This is a genomic window from Myxococcus stipitatus DSM 14675 (genome assembly GCF_000331735.1).
GTDB classification, from domain to species: domain Bacteria; phylum Myxococcota; class Myxococcia; order Myxococcales; family Myxococcaceae; genus Myxococcus; species Myxococcus stipitatus.
This window is the reverse complement of record NC_020126.1, coordinates 1,970,947-1,987,873: the sequence shown is the minus strand read 5'-3', so window position 1 is coordinate 1,987,873 and position 16,927 is coordinate 1,970,947. Positions and strand designations below refer to the sequence as shown.

Sequence of the window (16,927 nt, the reverse complement as noted above, 5' to 3'; positions counted from 1 at the left end):
CACCCGAGGGCTTAAAGCGGTGCCCTGAAAGCGGTTTTGTCTCACGCGCGCGAGCGTTCCCGTTTCGGACAGTGGTGTCTTTCCATCAGCCATTGACCCTGGGGTCGCGCTCACCCGCGAACACGCGAGGGGCGAAGCCCGGTGAAACAATGCGCTGTTGAACGAAAATGCCGCCGTGGTGCGTCTGCGTCAAGAGTCACGACGCAACGCCTCCGAGTTTGTTGCGCGGTGGAGGGTATCTCTTGAAGACACGGCGGAGGGGATTCCCTTCCGCCGTGCAGATGCATCCGTCCCTGCCGAATCAGCAGCCCGTCAGCGGTCGAGCCTGGGGCCATCGACCCGGAAGTCGAACAAGAAGTAGGGCGGTACGCAGGCCCCGGTTCCGGGGGCGCTGCCTGGGTAGCGGCTGCAGCCGTAGTCATCGCGACAGGGCTCGTCGACGGAGCAGGCGCGCGTGGTCATGGCGGCCGTGAGCCCTTGCTTCCGGACGCAGTCTTCGATCGGCTCCTCCCGAGGGAAGCAGACCTGCTCATAGCCGGAGACGAGCATCATCGCGCACACCGAGGAGCCCGTGCGCGTGCCTGGCTGGGCACACGCCACGGAGCAAGACCCGAGCGGGAACCCGTAGCGATTGGTGATGCACGGAATGCTGTCCGGAGGCTGCCCCTGACACACCTCGGGAGGGTCCGCGACGAGCTGGTCACCGCTCGCACCGGGACGTGCGACCACCCGCGCGTTCTCGCACGCGTCACCGGAGGACGGGATGGCTGGCGCGCAGAACCCGACTTCGTCGTGGTGACTGTCGCGGCACTCGAGCCCCGCCTGGCACGTCCAGTCCGCGAAGCTCGGGTCACCGAGACCACAATGTGAGCCATAGATACCGGCGGAGGTGGCGCGCTCGGGGAAGGGTCTCGGCTCAACGAAGGATGTCCCCTCCGCGACGCTGGCGAGCATCCGTCCCCGCCAGCCGAGCTCCTCATGCAGATGCGGCGAGACACCGACCGCGAGGGCGTTGAACGTCTGGTCCGGGTCTCGCTCCTCGCCAGGGAGGTGGAAGCCCGCGACGGCGCGGCTTTGATGGCACCCCGTGCACGTGAAGCCATCCAGCCGTCTCAACAGGCCCCGAGGGGAGCGAACCTGCTTCGCCTTGCCATAGGGAAGCTCCGCGAACACCCGGGAGTCGAGCTCCGCGTCGAGGAGGGAGCTGAAGACGCGATTGGCGGGGCGGGAGAGCCCTCGGGGGCTCACCGAGATGGCCCGCGTGGCCAGGAACCGCTCCGGAAGAACGGAGCGCCCGGCGTCGATGTCCATGAAGCTCTTCACGATCCAGCCCACCAGCGCTTTCCGCTCCGCCGCGTTGAGGTCCGCCCGAGGCGTGTTGAGGAGTGGCCGAGGGACGAGTCGCTCCCGCCGCACATCGAAGGACCTGAGGACGTACTCCGCATGGTCATCCGCGTCGGGGGTTCCCGGCCCGTGCAGGTTCTGGAAGTTCGTCTCGAGGCCGCTCATGGGCGGCAGCTGGGTCACCAGGCGCCTCACCGCGGCGACTCGCTCGGAGGCGGTCGAGGGCAGTGCGCGCCACTGCTGGGCCATCGCCCTGCAACCTCCCCCTGGAGCCAGGGGCACCGGCCGGATGACGTTGACAGTCATTGGCAGTCGGACGACGGGGCGGCCTTCCGGCTGCAGCGAGAGGCGGTAGATCAGCCGGAGCTGGCCACACTCCTTGGGCGTCGAGAACCGCATGTCGAGCCGGTTGACCACGCCCACCAACTGGAAGCGCGCGCGAGGTGAGCGCAGCCACCGCGCATCAAAGACATAGTTCAGGCGCTGGGGGTCGAGCGGGAACTGGCTGGGAGCGATGCCGTCTCGACTGGAGAGCTCCGCGAGGTCTCGCTCGATGACGGAGACGAAGGACGCATACCGTGGCGAGTCGAGGAGACGCTGTGCATCTTCGGCGGGTGCGCCGAGCTGCTGGCCGAAGGACAGCCCCTGCTGCTCCAGGAGGATGAGCTCCGCGGGGTCGGAGAGCAGCAGCGAGGGCTCGGGCGCTGACGCGGGAGGAGGCACCTGCGCGGCCGGCGTCGGTGGGGCGGGTGTGGCGGGCTCAGGAGGAGGTGGCGCGGGCGCGGGGGGCGGGCCGATGGCCATCAGGCTCGGCGGTCTCGAGGGCGGGCGCTCGGGCGGTTCGCTCGAACAGGCGACGCAGATGAGCGCGAGCGTGGCCGCGAGGGCACCTGCACTGGAACGGCTCGGATGCATCGCCCCCTCCTCGCTGTCGCCGTGGACACGGCAGGTCGCATCCCCTCACGCGAGCTTCTCCGGGGATGCCGGGCCGCCGGAGAAGCGACGATATATGCCTCACAAAAAGCAGGTCAATCCAACGGAGGCGGGGTGCTCAGGGGCGGCCCCATGCGCTCTCGACGCGATAGTGCTTCATCTCCTGGATGTCGGAGACGAAGGGCTTCACGAGCTCGAAGAACTTCCGGAACTCGAGGCTCCGACGAAACCCCTGGAGGTGTCCCTCTTCGGAGTCCCACTCGATGCGGACGATGAAGTGGTGCGGCTCCTCGACGCCTCGGCTCACTTCGTAGCGCAGGCAATGAGGTGAGGCGCGCAGATGCTCCCCCGCGTGGTGGTAGGCCTCGAGAAACGCTCCGGCCCGCTCGGTGGGGACGTCATAACGGATGTACTCCACGACCATGGTTGAGTCCTTCTTCGTCAGCGGTGGGGTTGACGTCCTATGACAGCGACCAGAAGAAGCAAGGCCGCTCGAATCGGGGCCGTCGGTGAGCAGGCCACACGCGTGGGGATGTCTCGCACACGGTTCGTCCTGCGCGTTCAAGAGCGCAGCGCGTGGCTCGAGAGTCTCCGAGGGGAGAGGGTCGCGCGGGAGCTACCGAGACTCGGTGGCGTCGAGGCTTCCATCGGGCCGCAGCAGCAGGGAGCCTCGCCATCCCATCGAGGGACTGACGTACTCCTTCGAAACGACGTGCTGCGCTGCCCCTTCCCCCAGACGATACGAGACCTCGACGTACCCATCCCGGTCCGCCCGCCCCTCGCACCGGACTTCGGCTTGAAGGGCGACCTTCTCGTAATGGCATACGCGTCCCGGGAACTTCACCTCCAAGCTCCGCAGCTCACGTTCGGACGCATTGATGACGCGGACGCGCGTCATTCCCATTCCCCACGCTCCAGCCACGGCCATGGTGATGCCCACGGCAAGTATCGAGAGAAGCAGGGCGGGCATCGAGACGTTGCGCATGACAACGAACTCTCCCCCATTCGGGTCATCACGTCATGCCCAGAACCCGGCCGGCCACTTCGTTCCGCCGCTGGTGCCTCCACGCGGAGGAGAACGACCCGCGGCCCCGCACTCGCACCGCCTCCTGCGCTGCACCCTGAAGAAGGAAGACGCACGGGCCTGGAGAGCCCGAGCCCTTCAGGGCCCGCTGGATTCAACGCACAGCGTCCCCCTGACGGCACGAGGTCCGCCGCGCTCAGCGGAAATGGCAGACAACACGCCTCCGTAGCCCAGGGGAAGAGCATCCGCATCTCGAGCGGGTGGCGTGGATTCGAATCCCGTCACCCGCTTCCCTCTCTCACACCCGTGCGTCCGCTCATCGCGGCCGCACGCGCACCGAGTCCACTCACGCCCTGACGCGACGGGCCTGCGCTGACCGGTGGACCCGACCGACGCCCCCAGGACAAGCAGGAGTGAGAAATAGGCAGCCCCGATGGGTGTTCAGGCCGCGTGACGCTGCTTTTTCGTCCCGAAGGACGCCGCCGCTGGGAGACTCGATGCTGCTGCACCGTGGGGTGATGGTGTTGATGCTGTGGGCCGTACCCGCGCTGGCGGAATCGCCGCCCGTGATTCCTCGAACGCTGTTGTTCGGCAACGCCGTCCGGGACAAACCCACACTGTCGCCGGACGGAGAGAAGCTGGCCTGGGTCGCGCCCGATACGAAGGGCGTCATGCAGGTCTGGGTGCGGACGCTGCAAGGCCAGGACGACACCCGCGCCGTCACGAAGGAACCTCAGCGGGGCGTCCGGTACTACGAGTGGTCGCAGGACTCGCGCACCCTCCTCTACCCGCAGGACTCCGACGGGGATGAGAACACCCATGTCTACGCCGCCGACCTCTCGACGGGCGTGGTGCGCGACCTGACCCCGTTCCAGGGCATCCGCGCCCGAATGCTGGAGTCCTCTCCCACCACGCCGCGAGAGCTCCTGGTGACGATGAACCTCCGAGCGCGCACGAGCTCGGACATCTACCGCGTGTCGCTCGACACCGGCGCCATCACGCTCGACACGCAGGACCCGGGCGACGTGATGACCTGGACGGCGGACGCGAAGCTGGACGTGCGCGGAGCGCTGGCGCAGAAGCCAGACGGCACCACCGTGCTGCGCGTTCGAGACTCCCCGCGCACCCCCTGGCGGACGCTGTTGGAGGTGCCCCTGCGGGAGAACGTCTTCCCCCAGTACATGGGGTTCATCGGCTTCTCGCGCGACGGCGCGAAGGTCTACCTGAAGAGTCCGCACGGCTCCAACACCTCGCGCGTGGTGGAGCGGGTGCTGCGCACGGGCGCGGAGAAGGTGCTCGCGGAAGACGCGGGCTCTGACGTGTTCGACGTCCTCTTCCACCCCGAGCGCAAGGTGGTCCAGGCCGTGGCCTTCAACACCGACGGCCACGTGCGGTGGAAGGTGCTGGACCCGAGCCTGCGCGAGGACTTCGAGGTCCTGGGCCGAATGGGCGACGGAGACTTCTCCCTGGTCAGCCGCGACCGCGCGGACCGCCGGTGGGTGGTGGCCTTCGAGCAGGACGCCGCGCCCCTGCGCTACTACACCTACGACCGGTCCACCCGCCGCGCCGAGCTGCTCTTCTCCAACCAGCCCTCGCTGGAACAGGCGCCGCTGGCCCGGATGAAGCCCTTCCAGCTGAAGTCCCGCGACGGGCTGACGCTGACGGGCTACCTGACACGACCCGTGGACGCACCGGAGGGTCCGCTTCCCACGGTGCTGCTGGTGCATGGCGGCCCATGGACGCGAGACACCTGGCGATTCAGCCCGGAGGTGCAGTGGCTGGCGAACCGGGGCTACGCGGTGCTCCAGGTCAACTTCCGCTCTTCCGCGGGGCTGGGAAAGGCCTTCCTCAACGCGGGCAACCGCCAGTGGGGCCGCGCGATGAACGACGACCTGGAGGACACGGTGGCGTGGGCGGTGAAGGAGGGCCAGGTGGATGCCTCGCGCGTCGCCATCATGGGCAGCTCCTACGGCGGCTACGCGGCGCTCGCGGGCGCGGCCTTCAGCCCCTCGGTGTACCGCTGCGCGGTGGATGCCTTTGGCATCTCCAACCTCTTCACGTTCCTGAAGTCCTTCCCACCGCAGTGGCAAGTCATCCGAGGCTCGTATGCCCAGCGAGTGGGCGACGTGGAGGACCCGGCCGAGCAGGAGCGGCTCCGAGCCACCTCGCCCGTCTTCTCCGTGGACAAGATTCGCATCCCCTTGCTCGTGGCGCAGGGAGCGAACGACCCGAGGGTGAAGCAGGCGGAGTCCGAGCAGATGGTGTCCGCGATGGAGAAGGCCGGGCGTGACGTGACGTATGTGCTCTATCCCGACGAAGGCCATGGCTTCTATCGGCCCGAGAACAATCTGGACTACCACGCGCGCGTAGAGTCCTTCCTGGCGCGGCACCTCGGGGGCAGGCTGGAGCCGCTGCCAAAAGAAGGGCGCGTGCCGGGCTCCAGCGCCGTCGTCCGCCAATCCGGCGGCACGGCGAAGTAGACAGCATCCTGGGCACAGGGGAAGGGTGTCCCGGCCCTTCCCCAATCCGGCCGCTGCATCAGGGGGCCTCGACATCAGGAGCCCCATGACTCAAGACCCGACCCGCAAGGGGCACATCGTGGTCGTCTTCGGCTCGACGGGCACCGCGGGCCAGGGTGCCATCCAGGCCTGCCTTGCGGCCCCCGGTGGGTCAGAGGTCCGGTCCATCACGCGCCGTCCCCTGGGCATCGCCCACACCAGGCTCCGCGAACTCTCCGGGTCGGACTTCGCCCATCGCGAGGGCATGAGAGCCCTGACGCAAGCCTTGTCTATCTCTCGGGAGCGGGGACGAAGCGCACCTCCTCCATGAGGAGGTCACGGGTGAAGGCCGAAGCGGAAGACAGGCTGGCGGAGCTGAAGCTGGCCCGGCTGGCCAACGTGCGTCCGGCGGCCATTCTCTCCATGCACCCGACGGGCGCGGCCCGCGGGCTTCCTACCCCACTCCTCCAGGTGATTCCGTCGCTGGGAATCAGGTCATTCGACCTTGGCAGGGCGATGCTTCGCGGAGCCTGGGTGGCAAGGATTCCACAGGCAAGCCGCTCCGCGCCGAACCGCGTCGAGCCGCACCATGCGGTACCGAACCAAGGCCTCGACCACCTCGTCCGTGCGAGCTTCTGGGGCGCGAAGAGCTGCTCGCGGTGACAGGGAGACGGCTGACACGAGAAGCTCCCGGTCAGCGCTCACGCGCACTGCCGACCAGACGGACGGCGGGAAGCTCCACGAGCAGGTGGTCGATGCAGGTCCGCACCGCCGCCGTCAGCGACCGATGGGCGCGGTAGAGCAGATAGACCCCCGCGGCCTCCCCTTCCCAGCCATCCAGGACACGCGCCATGTGCCGCTTGTTCACATCCTGGGCACACAGTGACTCGGGAAGCATCGCGATGCCGACGCCCGCGAGCACCGCGCGATAGGCAGCGGAGAACTCGCTCACGTAGAGGCGCGGCGCGAAGGTGAAACGTCGCTTCGTGCGACCTTGGGCGAGCGTCCACGTGGCGTGGCCGTCCGTGGCGCGCGTCGCGATGCAGTCGTGAGCGGCGAGCTCCTCGACTCCGTGAGGCGTACCGTGCGCCTTCAGGTACTGCGGGCTCGCGAACAGCAGCTTCCGGGTCATGGGGCGGACTTCACGCGCAACGAAGTCGTCGGTGTCGCTCGGCTTCTCCGTCACGACCGCGATGTCGAAGCCGCTGTCGGGGTCGGGGCGACGACCGTCGATCTCCAGGTCGACCGACACGCTCGGGTGCCTGGCAAGGTACAGATAGACCGCGCTCGCGACGGCGGGGCCGAAGGCAATCGGCGCGGCGATGCGAACGCGGCCTCGAGGTTCATCCTGGAGCTGACGAATCTGCCCGGCGCCTTGCGCGAGGTCGTCCATCGCGCGTTCGGCATGGTCGAAGTACCTCCGCCCCGCGTCCGTCAGTCGAAGCGACCTCGTCGTGCGCTCGAGGAGCCGCAGGCCGAGCGCCGACTCGAGCCGCGCGATGCGGCGACTCACCGTCGAGACGGGGACCCCGCGCTCACGAGCAGCAGCCGAAAAACTCCTCCGTTGCACCACGCGCACGAGCAGCGCCACGTCGTTGAGGTCCAGGTCTATTTTTGCACGCATGACAAGAGTCCGTTCCCAATCCGCATACTAGTGCGCACTTGTCCCGTCCGGTATCTCGTTGCGCATGACAGGGTCGACCGAACAGACGCGCTGGCTCATGAAGGTGCTCCAGCCAGAAAGAACCGTGGCATCACTTCCCGGAGCCGCGACGCTCACCGAGCCGATGCGTGCTGCCCTGCTCGGCCTCGCTCCGGACGTCTACTCCGCCGAGCTCGGACGCCTGAGGGCCGGCGCGAAGGAGGCCGCGCACGAGCTGCTCGAGGATCCCTCGGTGGGAGAGATGGTGGACCGCCTTCCCTTGCGGCCGGGGGCGAGGGTTCTCGCGTTCGGCGACAGCCTCACCTCCGATCCACAGTCGTGGGCGGTGATCCTGAGCGAGTTGCTGGCCGTGCGCCGTCCCGCGGATGGAATCCTGGTCGACGTCAGCGCTGTCGCCGGCGAGACGACAACACACGGCCTGATTCGAATCGGCGGGGTCATCGCGAGGAACCCGGACTGGCTCTTGTTCTTCATCGGCGTGAACGACGCTCGAACCCAAGGCCCGGCGCCGAGCAAGACGCTCGTCGCGCCCGAGGAGACGGCGCGCAACCTCGCGGAGCTCCGCGAGCGCGTCTCCCGGGAGACGAAGGCGAGGTGTCTGTGGGTCACTCCTCCGCCGGTGCTCGAAGAGCGCGTGTCGAAGCACTGGGGACTGTCCCGCTTCGGGGTTCGCTTCCGCAACGAGGACATCGCCCGTGTCGCCGAGGCCATTGCCGCTTTCGACGAGCCCGTCATCCATCTCTTCGAGAGGCTCGGCCTGCCGCCCCCGCCGGAGCTGCACCTGGAGGACGGGCTTCACTTCACGCAGGAGGGACAGAAGCGCATCGCGCTCGAAGTCGTGCGCGGCTGGGCCGACGGGAGGGCTCGATGAAGTATCTGGTCACGGGCGCGACCGGCAACGTCGGCTCGGGAGTCACCCGGTGCCTTCTTGCGCGGGGTGAGCGCCCCTGCGTGTTCGTGCGCGACGCGAAGAAGGCACGAGCGCTCTTCGGTGATCGCGTCGATGTCCGGGTCGGCGATCTGGCCGGCTCGCGTGCTTCTCTCACCGCCGCCCTCGAGGGGATGGATGCCGCGTTCCTCCTGAACAGCGGTCCCAAGCTCGGTGTCTGGGATCGCACGTTCGCGCTCGCCGCGAGGGCCGCCGGGGTCAAGCACCTGGTCAAGCTCTCGACGCTGGACGTGAGCACGGGCGTGGGGACGGGCCCGTGGCATGCGCGCGGCGAGACGGCCGTTCGAGAGAGCGGCCTCTCGTTCACGCTCATCCGGTCGGCGGCATTCATGTCGAACATGCTCGGCTGGGCCGATTCGATATCCTCCGAGGGCGTGCTCCGTTCCTCCACGGGCGAAGGGAAGATTGCCTTCATCCATCCGGACGACATCGCCGAGGTGGCCACCAGCGCCCTGGCGACACGCGAGTACGCCGGAGAGTCTTTGGTGATCACGGGGCAGGAGGCGCTGAGCTACCGCGAGATGGCCAGCCGGATCGGCGCCGCCCTCGGAAAGACGATTCGCTTCGAGTCGATATCCGATGAGGAGGCCCAGGCCGGAGTTGGCAGAGGCCCGTACGCCGCGGCGCTCGTCGATATCTGGCGTGCGATCCGCGAAGGGAGGATGGCGCTCGTCAGCGAAGGAGTGGAACGAGTCCTCGGACGAAGGCCGCTCTCCTTCGACCGCTGGGTCGGGCAGCACGCACGCGTGTTTCGCTGAACACTCCCGTTCGACGGGAGCCTCGCACCGCGCAGGAATCCATCCAGCAGCGGTGCGAACAAGCGAGTGCCCTGCGCGTGCCCCGCGCGTCTTGAAGGCCGTCTCCACTTGGGGCGCACCTCCCCGGAATGCGCCGTGCCGGATGCCCTCCCCTGCGTCCCCTTGACAGGATTACTCCGGTCGTTATTTTGAAAGCAATCAAAATGTCGAAAGGTCGTGATGCGAACGCAGGAGGTCTTCAAGGCCATTTCAGACCCGACCCGGCGCAAGGTGCTCAAGCTCCTGCAGGGCGGCTCGAAGTCCGCGGGAGAGCTCGCGGAGGCGTTCGACATCACGAAGGGGTCGCTCTCGCATCACTTCAACGTGCTCAAAGCGGCGGACCTGGTGCGTTGTGAGCGCCGCGGACAGCAAATCGTCTACTCCCTCAACACCACCGTGTTCGAGGACGTAGCGGCAGTCCTTCTCGACCTCTTCAAGGTCGCCAAGGGGAATGGAGAGTCGTCATGAGAATCAGCCGAGCCAATATGCTGAGCCTGGGACTCGTCATCGTGTCGTTCGCGCTGGCCTTCGTGCTCTACGACAGATTGCCGGAGTCGATCCCCACGCATTGGAATGCAGAGGGGGTGGTGGATGGGCACGTGCCCAAGCCCTGGGGGCCCTTCGTCGTCCCGTTGGTGATGGCGGCTGTGTATGGAATCCTGGTGGCGGTGCCGAGGATTTCGCCCAGGGACTTCAGCGTGGCGCGGTTCCTGGGTGTCTTCGAAGGCATCCAGACCGTGCTGGTGGCATTCCTCTTCCTCCTCAACGCCTTGGTCCTGCTCGTGGGCATGGGAGTGCCCGTGCCGATGGCGCGGGTGGTTCCCATGTTCACGGGCCTGCTCCTCGTCGTCCTCGGCAACTACATGGGGAAGTTCACCAAGAACTTCTTCTGTGGAATCCGGACGCCCTGGACGCTCGCGAGCGACGAAGTCTGGCTGCGCACGCATCGTCTGGGAGGAAGGCTCTTCGTCCTCGCGGGAGTCGTTGTCTTCGTCTCGGGGCTGCTCGGCGGAGGCTCGGCCCCTCTCCTGACGGCTGTCACCCTCGCGGCGGTGACCCCCGTGGTCTACTCGTACGTCCTCTATCGCCGCCTCGAGGGGGGCAAGCGTGGACCGAAGGACGGGGCGGGCTCGCATCGCGTTGTCTGAAGGAGGGGCCATGCTTCACGATCTCCATGACACGCTGAAGCAGCGAACGCGTGGTGCCGAGACGTGGGCTTGCGCAGGTCGATGGCGTCGACGTGGTGACGATGCCTGGCAGCAACCACCTGTTCATCCCCGGGGACGGAAAACCAGGGCCCGCCGAGTACATGATTCCCGGCCACGTGGACGTGCGAGTCGTCGAGAAACTCTGCTCCTTCCTCCTCTCCGCGCGCGAGGGTCCCACGCCGGATGAGTGAGACCTCCGGTGGGTCATCACCAGGCCGTCTGACTCATGTGCGGCAGAGGTCACCGACGAGGACCCGGTGCCTTTCTCCGAGCGCCGGGTGAGGAAACTCGACGTCCAGCCGCTGCGGGACGGCGTCGACGGCCCGGACCTCATCGTTGCCCCGGTCATCTTCGCGGAGAACACCGGAGAGTACGCCGGGGGCCACTCCATCAATGACGCGGGGCCCCACCCACTCCAGCACACCTCCTGCAAGAGCGTCTGGACAGGATAGCATCTGTCACCACGCTGCAACTTCGCGGACGCCGACGGATGTCAGCCCCCGCCGACATCATCCCGTCAAGCTTCGCCCAATTGCGTTCAAGCCCGGCATCACCCCTATCGCTTTCACGAACACCCATGCCAATGACTCGCGTGACTTCACGGCCGCTGAGCGCCCTGCTCGCCGCCTTTTTCCTTACATTCTCCGCATGCGAAGGCAAGGACGCTCCCGCCGGAGACGACGCCGGTGCCTCCCTCCCGGATGCGTCCCGTCCGGACAGCGGCACGCCCGACGGCGGAGAGGATTCGGGCACGCCCGACAGCGGAGAGGATTCGGGCACGCCTGACAGCGGAGAGGATTCGGGCACGCCCGACAGCGGAGAGGATTCGGGCACGCCCGACAGCGGAGAGGATTCGGGCACGCCCTCGGATGGGGGCCCGGGTCCCCAGCCTGAACCTGACGCCGGTCCTGTCGACGCGGGAAGCCCCAGCCCCGTCTGCGGCGATGGCACACGTGAGCCTCCTGAAGCCTGTGATGACGGCAACACGACGAGCAGCGACGGCTGCGATTCGAGCTGCGCCCTGGAGCCCGGGTGGAACTGCCCGGTGAACGGGCGCGCCTGCCAGGCCGCGGGGTGTGGCGACAACATCATCGCCGGCGAAGAGGAGTGCGAGGACGGCAACATCGTCGCGGGAGATGGCTGCGACAGCACCTGCCGCCTGGAGCAGGGGTACAAGTGCCCGGTCATCGGCGAGCGGTGCACCCACACCCTCTGCGGCGACCTGATCGTCGAGGGCACCGAGGAGTGCGACGACGCAAACACCGACACGGGTGACGGGTGCTCCCCGCTGTGCGTGAAGGAACCTCGCTGCACCGACGGTGTCTGTGTGGCCACGTGCGGTGACGGAGTGATTCTGCCCGGCAGCACCACCGAGCAGTGCGACGATGGCAACACGCGCGCCCATGACGGCTGCTCGCCGACGTGCCTCTTGGAGCCGGGCTTCGTCTGTCAGGTCATCGACCAGGAGCCGCCCCAGGCGGTGAAGCTCCCCATCGTCTACCGCGACTTCCGAGGCTACGACCTGCCGGAAGGGCACATCGACTTCCAGAACAAGCACGACGGCCCGGAGCTGGGAATCGTGAAGAACCGCCTGAATGCGGCAGGCAAGCCCGACTACGCGAAGGAGGGCATGCCCTCCACCACGACTCACGGCGCCACGACCTTCGCCCAGTGGTTCGTCACCACGCACCCCGTGAACAGGGCGGTGGTCGCGGAGCTGACACTCCAGCGACAGCCGAACGGCTCGTACCTCTACGACGCGCCGAGCTTCTTCCCGCTGGACGACCTGGGCTGGGTGGCCGACGCGAGAGAACCTCGGCGCAGCGACTCCGGCACGCCCGTCCGGTGGCGGAACTTCAGCTTCACCAGCGAGACGCGCTACTGGTTCGAATTCAAGGGCACCGAGGTCCTGACCTTCCGGGGCGACGACGACATCTGGGTGTTCGTCAATCGCATCCTGGCGGTCGACATGGGCGGGGTCCACGGGCCCGAGGAGAGCACCCTCACTCTGCCGCAGCACGCCGCGCAGCTCGGACTCAGGCAGGGCGGTGTCTACGAGGTCGCGGTGTTCCATGCCGAGCGCTACACCACCGGGTCCTCGTACCGGATAACGCTCAACAACTTCTCCACCCGCCGCACCCAGTGCATCAGGATTTGCGGCAACGGCTTCGTCGACCCGGATGAGCAGTGCGATGACGGCGTGAATGACGGCGGCTACGGCCAGTGCGCACCGGGCTGCGTGCTGGGGCCTCGCTGTGGTGACGGACTTCTTCAGGGGACGTCTGGCGAGGAGTGCGATGACGGCAACAACCAGGACCAGGACGGCTGCGACACCACCTGCAAGGTAGAGCTTGGCTGAGACGTGAAGCGACCGGCCCCGGGGTCCTCGTGCTCCGGAGCCGGGCCTGCCTCACGCACGAGGGAGGAGCAGCGCGGCGCCCATGCGGGGCGTCACGGCGCGCTCCCGGGAGAGGAGGTTCGTCGCGCCTCCGTCCGTGCAGTCGTTCAGGGACACCCTGGCGGAATGCCCTCTCGTGGTGGGCGATGAAGACCGCGGCGGCAGCCCTCTCGCTCCGTTCACCCTCGAGGGGTGCGCCCGCTCCCCCTGAAACCATCGTTGGTGGCCATCACCACTGGATCCGCGAATCAGACCTCTCCGCGCCCCGAGGAGAAAACGCCGCGCGCCCGTGAAATAGCTCGCGATGAGGATTCGTTGGACACAGGGTGAGCAACCGGCCACGAGTGAGCGGACCTGCTCGTCTCCGCACGCAAGCACGGCCACATGGAGCCGTCTCCCCCTCGGAGCTGAACGAATGAGCCGCCTGGCACTCCCCTCCACTCGGACACTCGCGAAGACGTACCGGACGGGCACTCGCACATGGCGAATGCGGGCTCTCTCGCTCCTGGTAATGGGGACCACCGCCAGCCTTGCCGCTTGCACCACGCCGTCCGCGCTCGCCGTGTCTCCGTCGGGGGTGCCCGCGTTCCACGAAGACATGCTGTCGCCCGAGTTCTGGATCCGCCGCGCACCGTCACCCGACGAGGTGCTCCTCGATGCCACCCAGGTGACGGAGAAGCGCATGCGCGCCTTCGGTCCGGAGGGAGGCCTGGTCGACCTGAAGCGCATCCCAGCCACGCTGACGCGCGCACAGGTCGTCCGTTGGCTCCAGGATGCACAGCAGTCGCCCATCCAAGCAGTCATCGACGAGCAGGGGCGGCCGGTGACGGAGGCGATGCTCGAGGAGCTGCGCCAGAACGCCGCGACCGCACACGTCCCCGAAGCCTCCACCGCGCGCCATGGGCTCAGCGTGCGGCGCACGCCCTTGCGGACACTGCCGTCCCATCGGCGGTTCTTCGCGGGGGACAGCCTGCGCGACTTCGAGAGCCTGCAGGCCGGCATCCTGTTCCCAGGCGAGCCGGTCGTCATCGCGCATCACAGCGTGGATCAGCAATGGCTGTTCGTCCTGACGACCCAGGGGCCCGCGTGGGTCCAGCGCGACGATGTCGCGGAAGGCACGGCGGACGCGGTGTTCTCGTACGTGGCGAAAGCCCCCGGGCGGGTCGTCACGGGCGACCAGGTGCGCACCGTCGCGACGCCGGAAGCTCCCCGGGTGTCCGAGCTCGAGCTCGACATGGGGGTCGCGCTGCCACGGGCGGACGTGTCCCCCGGGGAGCCAGTCAACGGAGCCAGCAGCTATGCGTCGTGGCCGGTGCTGCTCCCGGTGCGCGAGCAGGACGGCACCCTGGCCTTCCAGAGCGCACTGCTGCGCCGTACCACGGATACCGCGCCGGGCTATCTCCCGCTGACCCGCGCCAACATCCTCCGGCAGGCGTTCAAGTTCCTCGGCGAGCGCTACGGCTGGGGACACCAGTTCAATGCGCGCGACTGCAGCGGACTGACCAGCGAGGTGTACCGCAGCATGGGGCTGTTCCTGCCGCCCAACTCAGGCCAGCAAGGGAAGAGCACGGCGCTGACCCACCGCCTCTTCACGGCGAAGGACTCGCACGCCGAGCGGCTGCGCGCGCTGGAGCAAGCGCAGGTGGGCGACCTCATCGTCGTCCCCGGGCATGTGCTGATGCTCATCGGGCACGTGGATGGCAAGCCCTACGTCATCCAGGATGTCCCGTTCGCCGTGTTCAAGGACCCAGCCACCCAGCAGCTCCGGAAGACGAAGCTGAACCAGGTATCGGTCACGCCGCTGCTGCCGCTGCATGCGGACGACACGACCCTGTACGTGGACGCGATGACAAGCCTCGTGCACGTCACGCGTCCCTGACCCGGAGTGAGTCAAGCGCCGAACCCGCCTGGTCCGAAGCCCCGCGAATGCGGAGGAGACAGCCAGGAGGCTACGCGCTGCGGGGCTCTCGACCGGCCACAAGAGAACGATGACCGCGCTTCTTGTCAAAGACAGAAGATGCGGTCACCGCCCTCTGTGCTCGTCTCCGCGTCAACAGCGCTGAACGCTCACCTTACGGGAGGCGTCCGTACCAGATGTGCTGGCTACCGCCAGCCCCCAGGTTGTTGTGGTTCAAGTACAGGTCGGTCTTGCCGTCACCGTTGAAGTCGCCCACCGCATGGACCTTGAACCCATTCCATGAAGAATCCAGGGTCGGCTCGCGGTGGTCATTGAAGCCACGGTCGGTGCGACCGGACCAGATGTGCGGACTCCCGCCAGCCCCCAGGTTGTCGTGGTTCAGGTACAGCTCGGTCCTGCCGTCGCCGTTGAAGTCACCCACTGCGTGGACCTTGAACCCGCTCCACGAAGAGTCCATGGGCGCAACGCCGTGGCCATCGAATCCGCCGGTGGTGCGTCCGTACCAGAAGTGCTGGTGGCCGCCAGCACCGAGGTTGCTGTGGTTCAGGTAGAGGTCGGTCTTGCCGTCGCCGTTGAAGTCGCCCACCGCGTGGACCTTGAACCCGATCCATGAAGAGTCCAGGGGCGCAATGCCGTGGCCGTTGAAGCCGGTGCCTGCGCGTCCGTACCAGAGGTGCTGGTTGCCGCCGGCCCCCAGGTTGTCGTGGTTCAAGTACACGTCGGTCTTGCCATCGCCGTTGAAGTCGCCCACCGCGTGGACCTTGAACCCGGTCCACGAAGAGTCCAGGGGCGCGATGTAATGGCCATTGAAGCCGGTGCCCGTGCGTCCGTACCAGATGTGCTGGTTGCCGCCAGCCCCCAGGTTGTTGTGGTTCACGTACAGGTCAGTCCTGCCGTCACCGTTGAAGTCGCCCACCGCATGGACCTTGAACCCGCTCCACGAAGAGTCCAGGGGTGCCATGAAATGGTCATTGAAGCCGCCATCGCTGCGGCCGTACCAGATGTGCTGGTTCCCGCCAGCACCCGGGTTGTCGTGGTTCAGGTACAGGTCAGTCCTGCCGTCGCCGTTGAAGTCGCCCACCGCGTGGACCTTGAACCCGCTCCACGAAGAGTCCAGGGACGCAACGACGTGGTCATTGAAGCCGCCGTCGCTGCGGCCATACCAGATGTGCTGGTTCCCGCCAGCACCCAGGTTGTCGTAGTTCAAGTACAGGTCGGTCCTGCCGTCGCCGTTGAAGTCGCCCACCGCGTGGACCTTGAACCCGCTCCACGAAGAGTCCAGGGGCGCAACACCGTGGTCGTTGAAGACGGTGTCCTGCGGGTACAACGTCCACAGCGCGGTGATGTCGGCGGGGGCGAACTCACCCGTCTCGACTGGGCGGAAACAGGAGTTCATGAGGGAGCCACCGCTGGTCGCCCCGGTCGGCGTGCCCGGGATGTGGATCGCTCCCACGTCAGCGGCACCCTCGTTGCCGGCGTCGCCGCAGCTGATTGAGCGGTCGTAGTAGTCCGAGTGGCGGAGCCCGAGGGTATGCCCGAGCTCGTGTGTGATGACGTGCTCGATGACGTCCACGCCGTATTGGCTGAGCTGGCCGCCGATGGTGATCTGCCCGAACGGCTGGCCGTTTGCCGGAAACCCGGCCACACCGCCGTTCAGGCCCATGTCGATGACGGCGTTGATGGTGAAGCTACATCCTGTGCTCGGCGCCCGTGCCATGCCGAAGGTGAGTGTCAGTTCGTCATAGTTTTGGATGGCCCGGTCGAGCGCCGTGCTGAAGTCGCCGACGAACGCCGAGCCGTCGACGCAGATTTTCGTCAGCGACCGACTGACGAGGTTGGTGGTGCGGTATTGCTCCTCGGTGGTGGAGCCTTGCACGAGCATCTCGCGCGACGCCGCCAGCGAGACCTGGGCATCCTGTCCGACGTACACCTTCCCATCGACGACCATGATGTCACTGGCCGGAAACCCAGCCTCGACCAGGTTGTCAACGATCTCCTGCGTCGCATCGGGCTGTCCGTCACACCCGACCAGCAACGCACTACAGCCCATCGCAAGGACAAGATTCTTCATGAACATGGACACCCCGTTGATTGACCAGAAGAACATCCGTTCGCGGGGATTTCCGCGCCCCCACGGGCGTCGCTCCTTCTAGACAGGTCTGCATAATAGACTGAAATCCATCCCCGCGTCGACA

Annotated in this window: 15 protein-coding genes; 10 read left to right on the top strand and 5 right to left on the bottom strand. The window is 67.1% G+C overall.

The window, feature by feature from the left end; genetic code table 11:
- Window positions 1-312 precede the first annotated feature (312 nt).
- From MYSTI_RS07935 to MYSTI_RS07925, 3 genes are all read right to left on the bottom strand, one after another.
- A complete protein-coding gene (locus MYSTI_RS07935) occupies window positions 313-2,259 on the bottom strand; it encodes a hypothetical protein (RefSeq protein ID WP_015347201.1) in 1,947 nt (648 codons plus the stop codon).
- A gap of 136 nt (window positions 2,260-2,395) precedes the next feature.
- Entirely contained in the window at window positions 2,396-2,701 is a 306-nt protein-coding gene (locus MYSTI_RS07930; RefSeq protein ID WP_015347200.1) for a putative quinol monooxygenase, read from the bottom strand.
- Window positions 2,702-2,893: 192 nt separating this feature from the next.
- A complete protein-coding gene (locus MYSTI_RS07925; protein WP_015347199.1) occupies window positions 2,894-3,262 on the bottom strand; it encodes a hypothetical protein in 369 nt (122 codons plus the stop codon).
- A 536-nt stretch (window positions 3,263-3,798) separates the two neighbouring features.
- Between MYSTI_RS07925 and MYSTI_RS07920 the strand changes: the two genes are divergently transcribed.
- On the top strand, window positions 3,799-5,781 hold the full coding sequence (locus MYSTI_RS07920) for a S9 family peptidase (RefSeq protein WP_015347198.1): 1,983 nt from the start codon (window positions 3,799-3,801) through the stop codon (window positions 5,779-5,781).
- A 360-nt stretch (window positions 5,782-6,141) separates the two neighbouring features.
- Complete coding sequence (locus MYSTI_RS42950) at window positions 6,142-6,462, top strand: hypothetical protein (protein WP_015347196.1); 321 nt, start codon at window positions 6,142-6,144, stop codon at window positions 6,460-6,462.
- A 31-nt stretch (window positions 6,463-6,493) separates the two neighbouring features.
- Here MYSTI_RS42950 and MYSTI_RS07915 read toward each other — a convergent pair whose 3' ends face one another.
- On the bottom strand, window positions 6,494-7,423 hold the full coding sequence (locus MYSTI_RS07915; protein WP_015347195.1) for a LysR family transcriptional regulator: 930 nt from the start codon (window positions 7,421-7,423) through the stop codon (window positions 6,494-6,496).
- Between the two features lie 124 nt (window positions 7,424-7,547).
- On the opposite strand from MYSTI_RS07915, the gene MYSTI_RS07910 reads away from it, so the two are divergent.
- The 8 genes from MYSTI_RS07910 to MYSTI_RS07875 all read left to right on the top strand — a co-directional run bounded on the left by MYSTI_RS07910 (window position 7,548) and on the right by MYSTI_RS07875 (window position 14,693).
- Entirely contained in the window at window positions 7,548-8,333 is a 786-nt protein-coding gene (locus tag MYSTI_RS07910) for an SGNH/GDSL hydrolase family protein (protein WP_201768954.1), read from the top strand.
- A complete protein-coding gene (locus MYSTI_RS07905) occupies window positions 8,330-9,169 on the top strand; it encodes an NAD(P)H-binding protein (protein ID WP_015347193.1) in 840 nt (279 codons plus the stop codon). The genes MYSTI_RS07910 and MYSTI_RS07905 overlap by 4 nt, the downstream gene beginning before the upstream one ends.
- A gap of 219 nt (window positions 9,170-9,388) precedes the next feature.
- Window positions 9,389-9,676 (top strand): autorepressor SdpR family transcription factor, encoded by a 288-nt coding sequence (locus tag MYSTI_RS07900; protein WP_015347192.1) that lies wholly within the window; start codon window positions 9,389-9,391, stop codon window positions 9,674-9,676.
- Window positions 9,673-10,356, top strand: a complete 684-nt coding sequence (locus MYSTI_RS07895; protein ID WP_015347191.1) for an SdpI family protein — start codon at window positions 9,673-9,675, stop codon at window positions 10,354-10,356. Before MYSTI_RS07900 ends, MYSTI_RS07895 begins: the two co-directional genes overlap by 4 nt.
- 50 nt (window positions 10,357-10,406) lie before the next feature.
- Window positions 10,407-10,607 (top strand): hypothetical protein, encoded by a 201-nt coding sequence (locus MYSTI_RS07890; RefSeq protein WP_015347190.1) that lies wholly within the window; start codon window positions 10,407-10,409, stop codon window positions 10,605-10,607.
- Window positions 10,608-10,673: 66 nt separating this feature from the next.
- A complete protein-coding gene (locus MYSTI_RS07885) occupies window positions 10,674-10,868 on the top strand; it encodes a hypothetical protein (RefSeq protein ID WP_015347189.1) in 195 nt (64 codons plus the stop codon).
- A 125-nt stretch (window positions 10,869-10,993) separates the two neighbouring features.
- Complete coding sequence (locus MYSTI_RS07880; RefSeq protein ID WP_015347188.1) at window positions 10,994-12,775, top strand: DUF4215 domain-containing protein; 1,782 nt, start codon at window positions 10,994-10,996, stop codon at window positions 12,773-12,775.
- 637 nt (window positions 12,776-13,412) lie between these two features.
- Complete coding sequence (locus MYSTI_RS07875) at window positions 13,413-14,693, top strand: SH3 domain-containing protein (RefSeq protein ID WP_233278202.1); 1,281 nt, start codon at window positions 13,413-13,415, stop codon at window positions 14,691-14,693.
- A 193-nt stretch (window positions 14,694-14,886) separates the two neighbouring features.
- Here MYSTI_RS07875 and MYSTI_RS45515 read toward each other — a convergent pair whose 3' ends face one another.
- Window positions 14,887-16,809, bottom strand: coding sequence for a M57 family metalloprotease (locus MYSTI_RS45515; RefSeq protein ID WP_144370017.1), 1,923 nt, complete (start codon window positions 16,807-16,809; stop codon window positions 14,887-14,889).
- Between the last annotated feature and the right edge of the window lie 118 nt (window positions 16,810-16,927).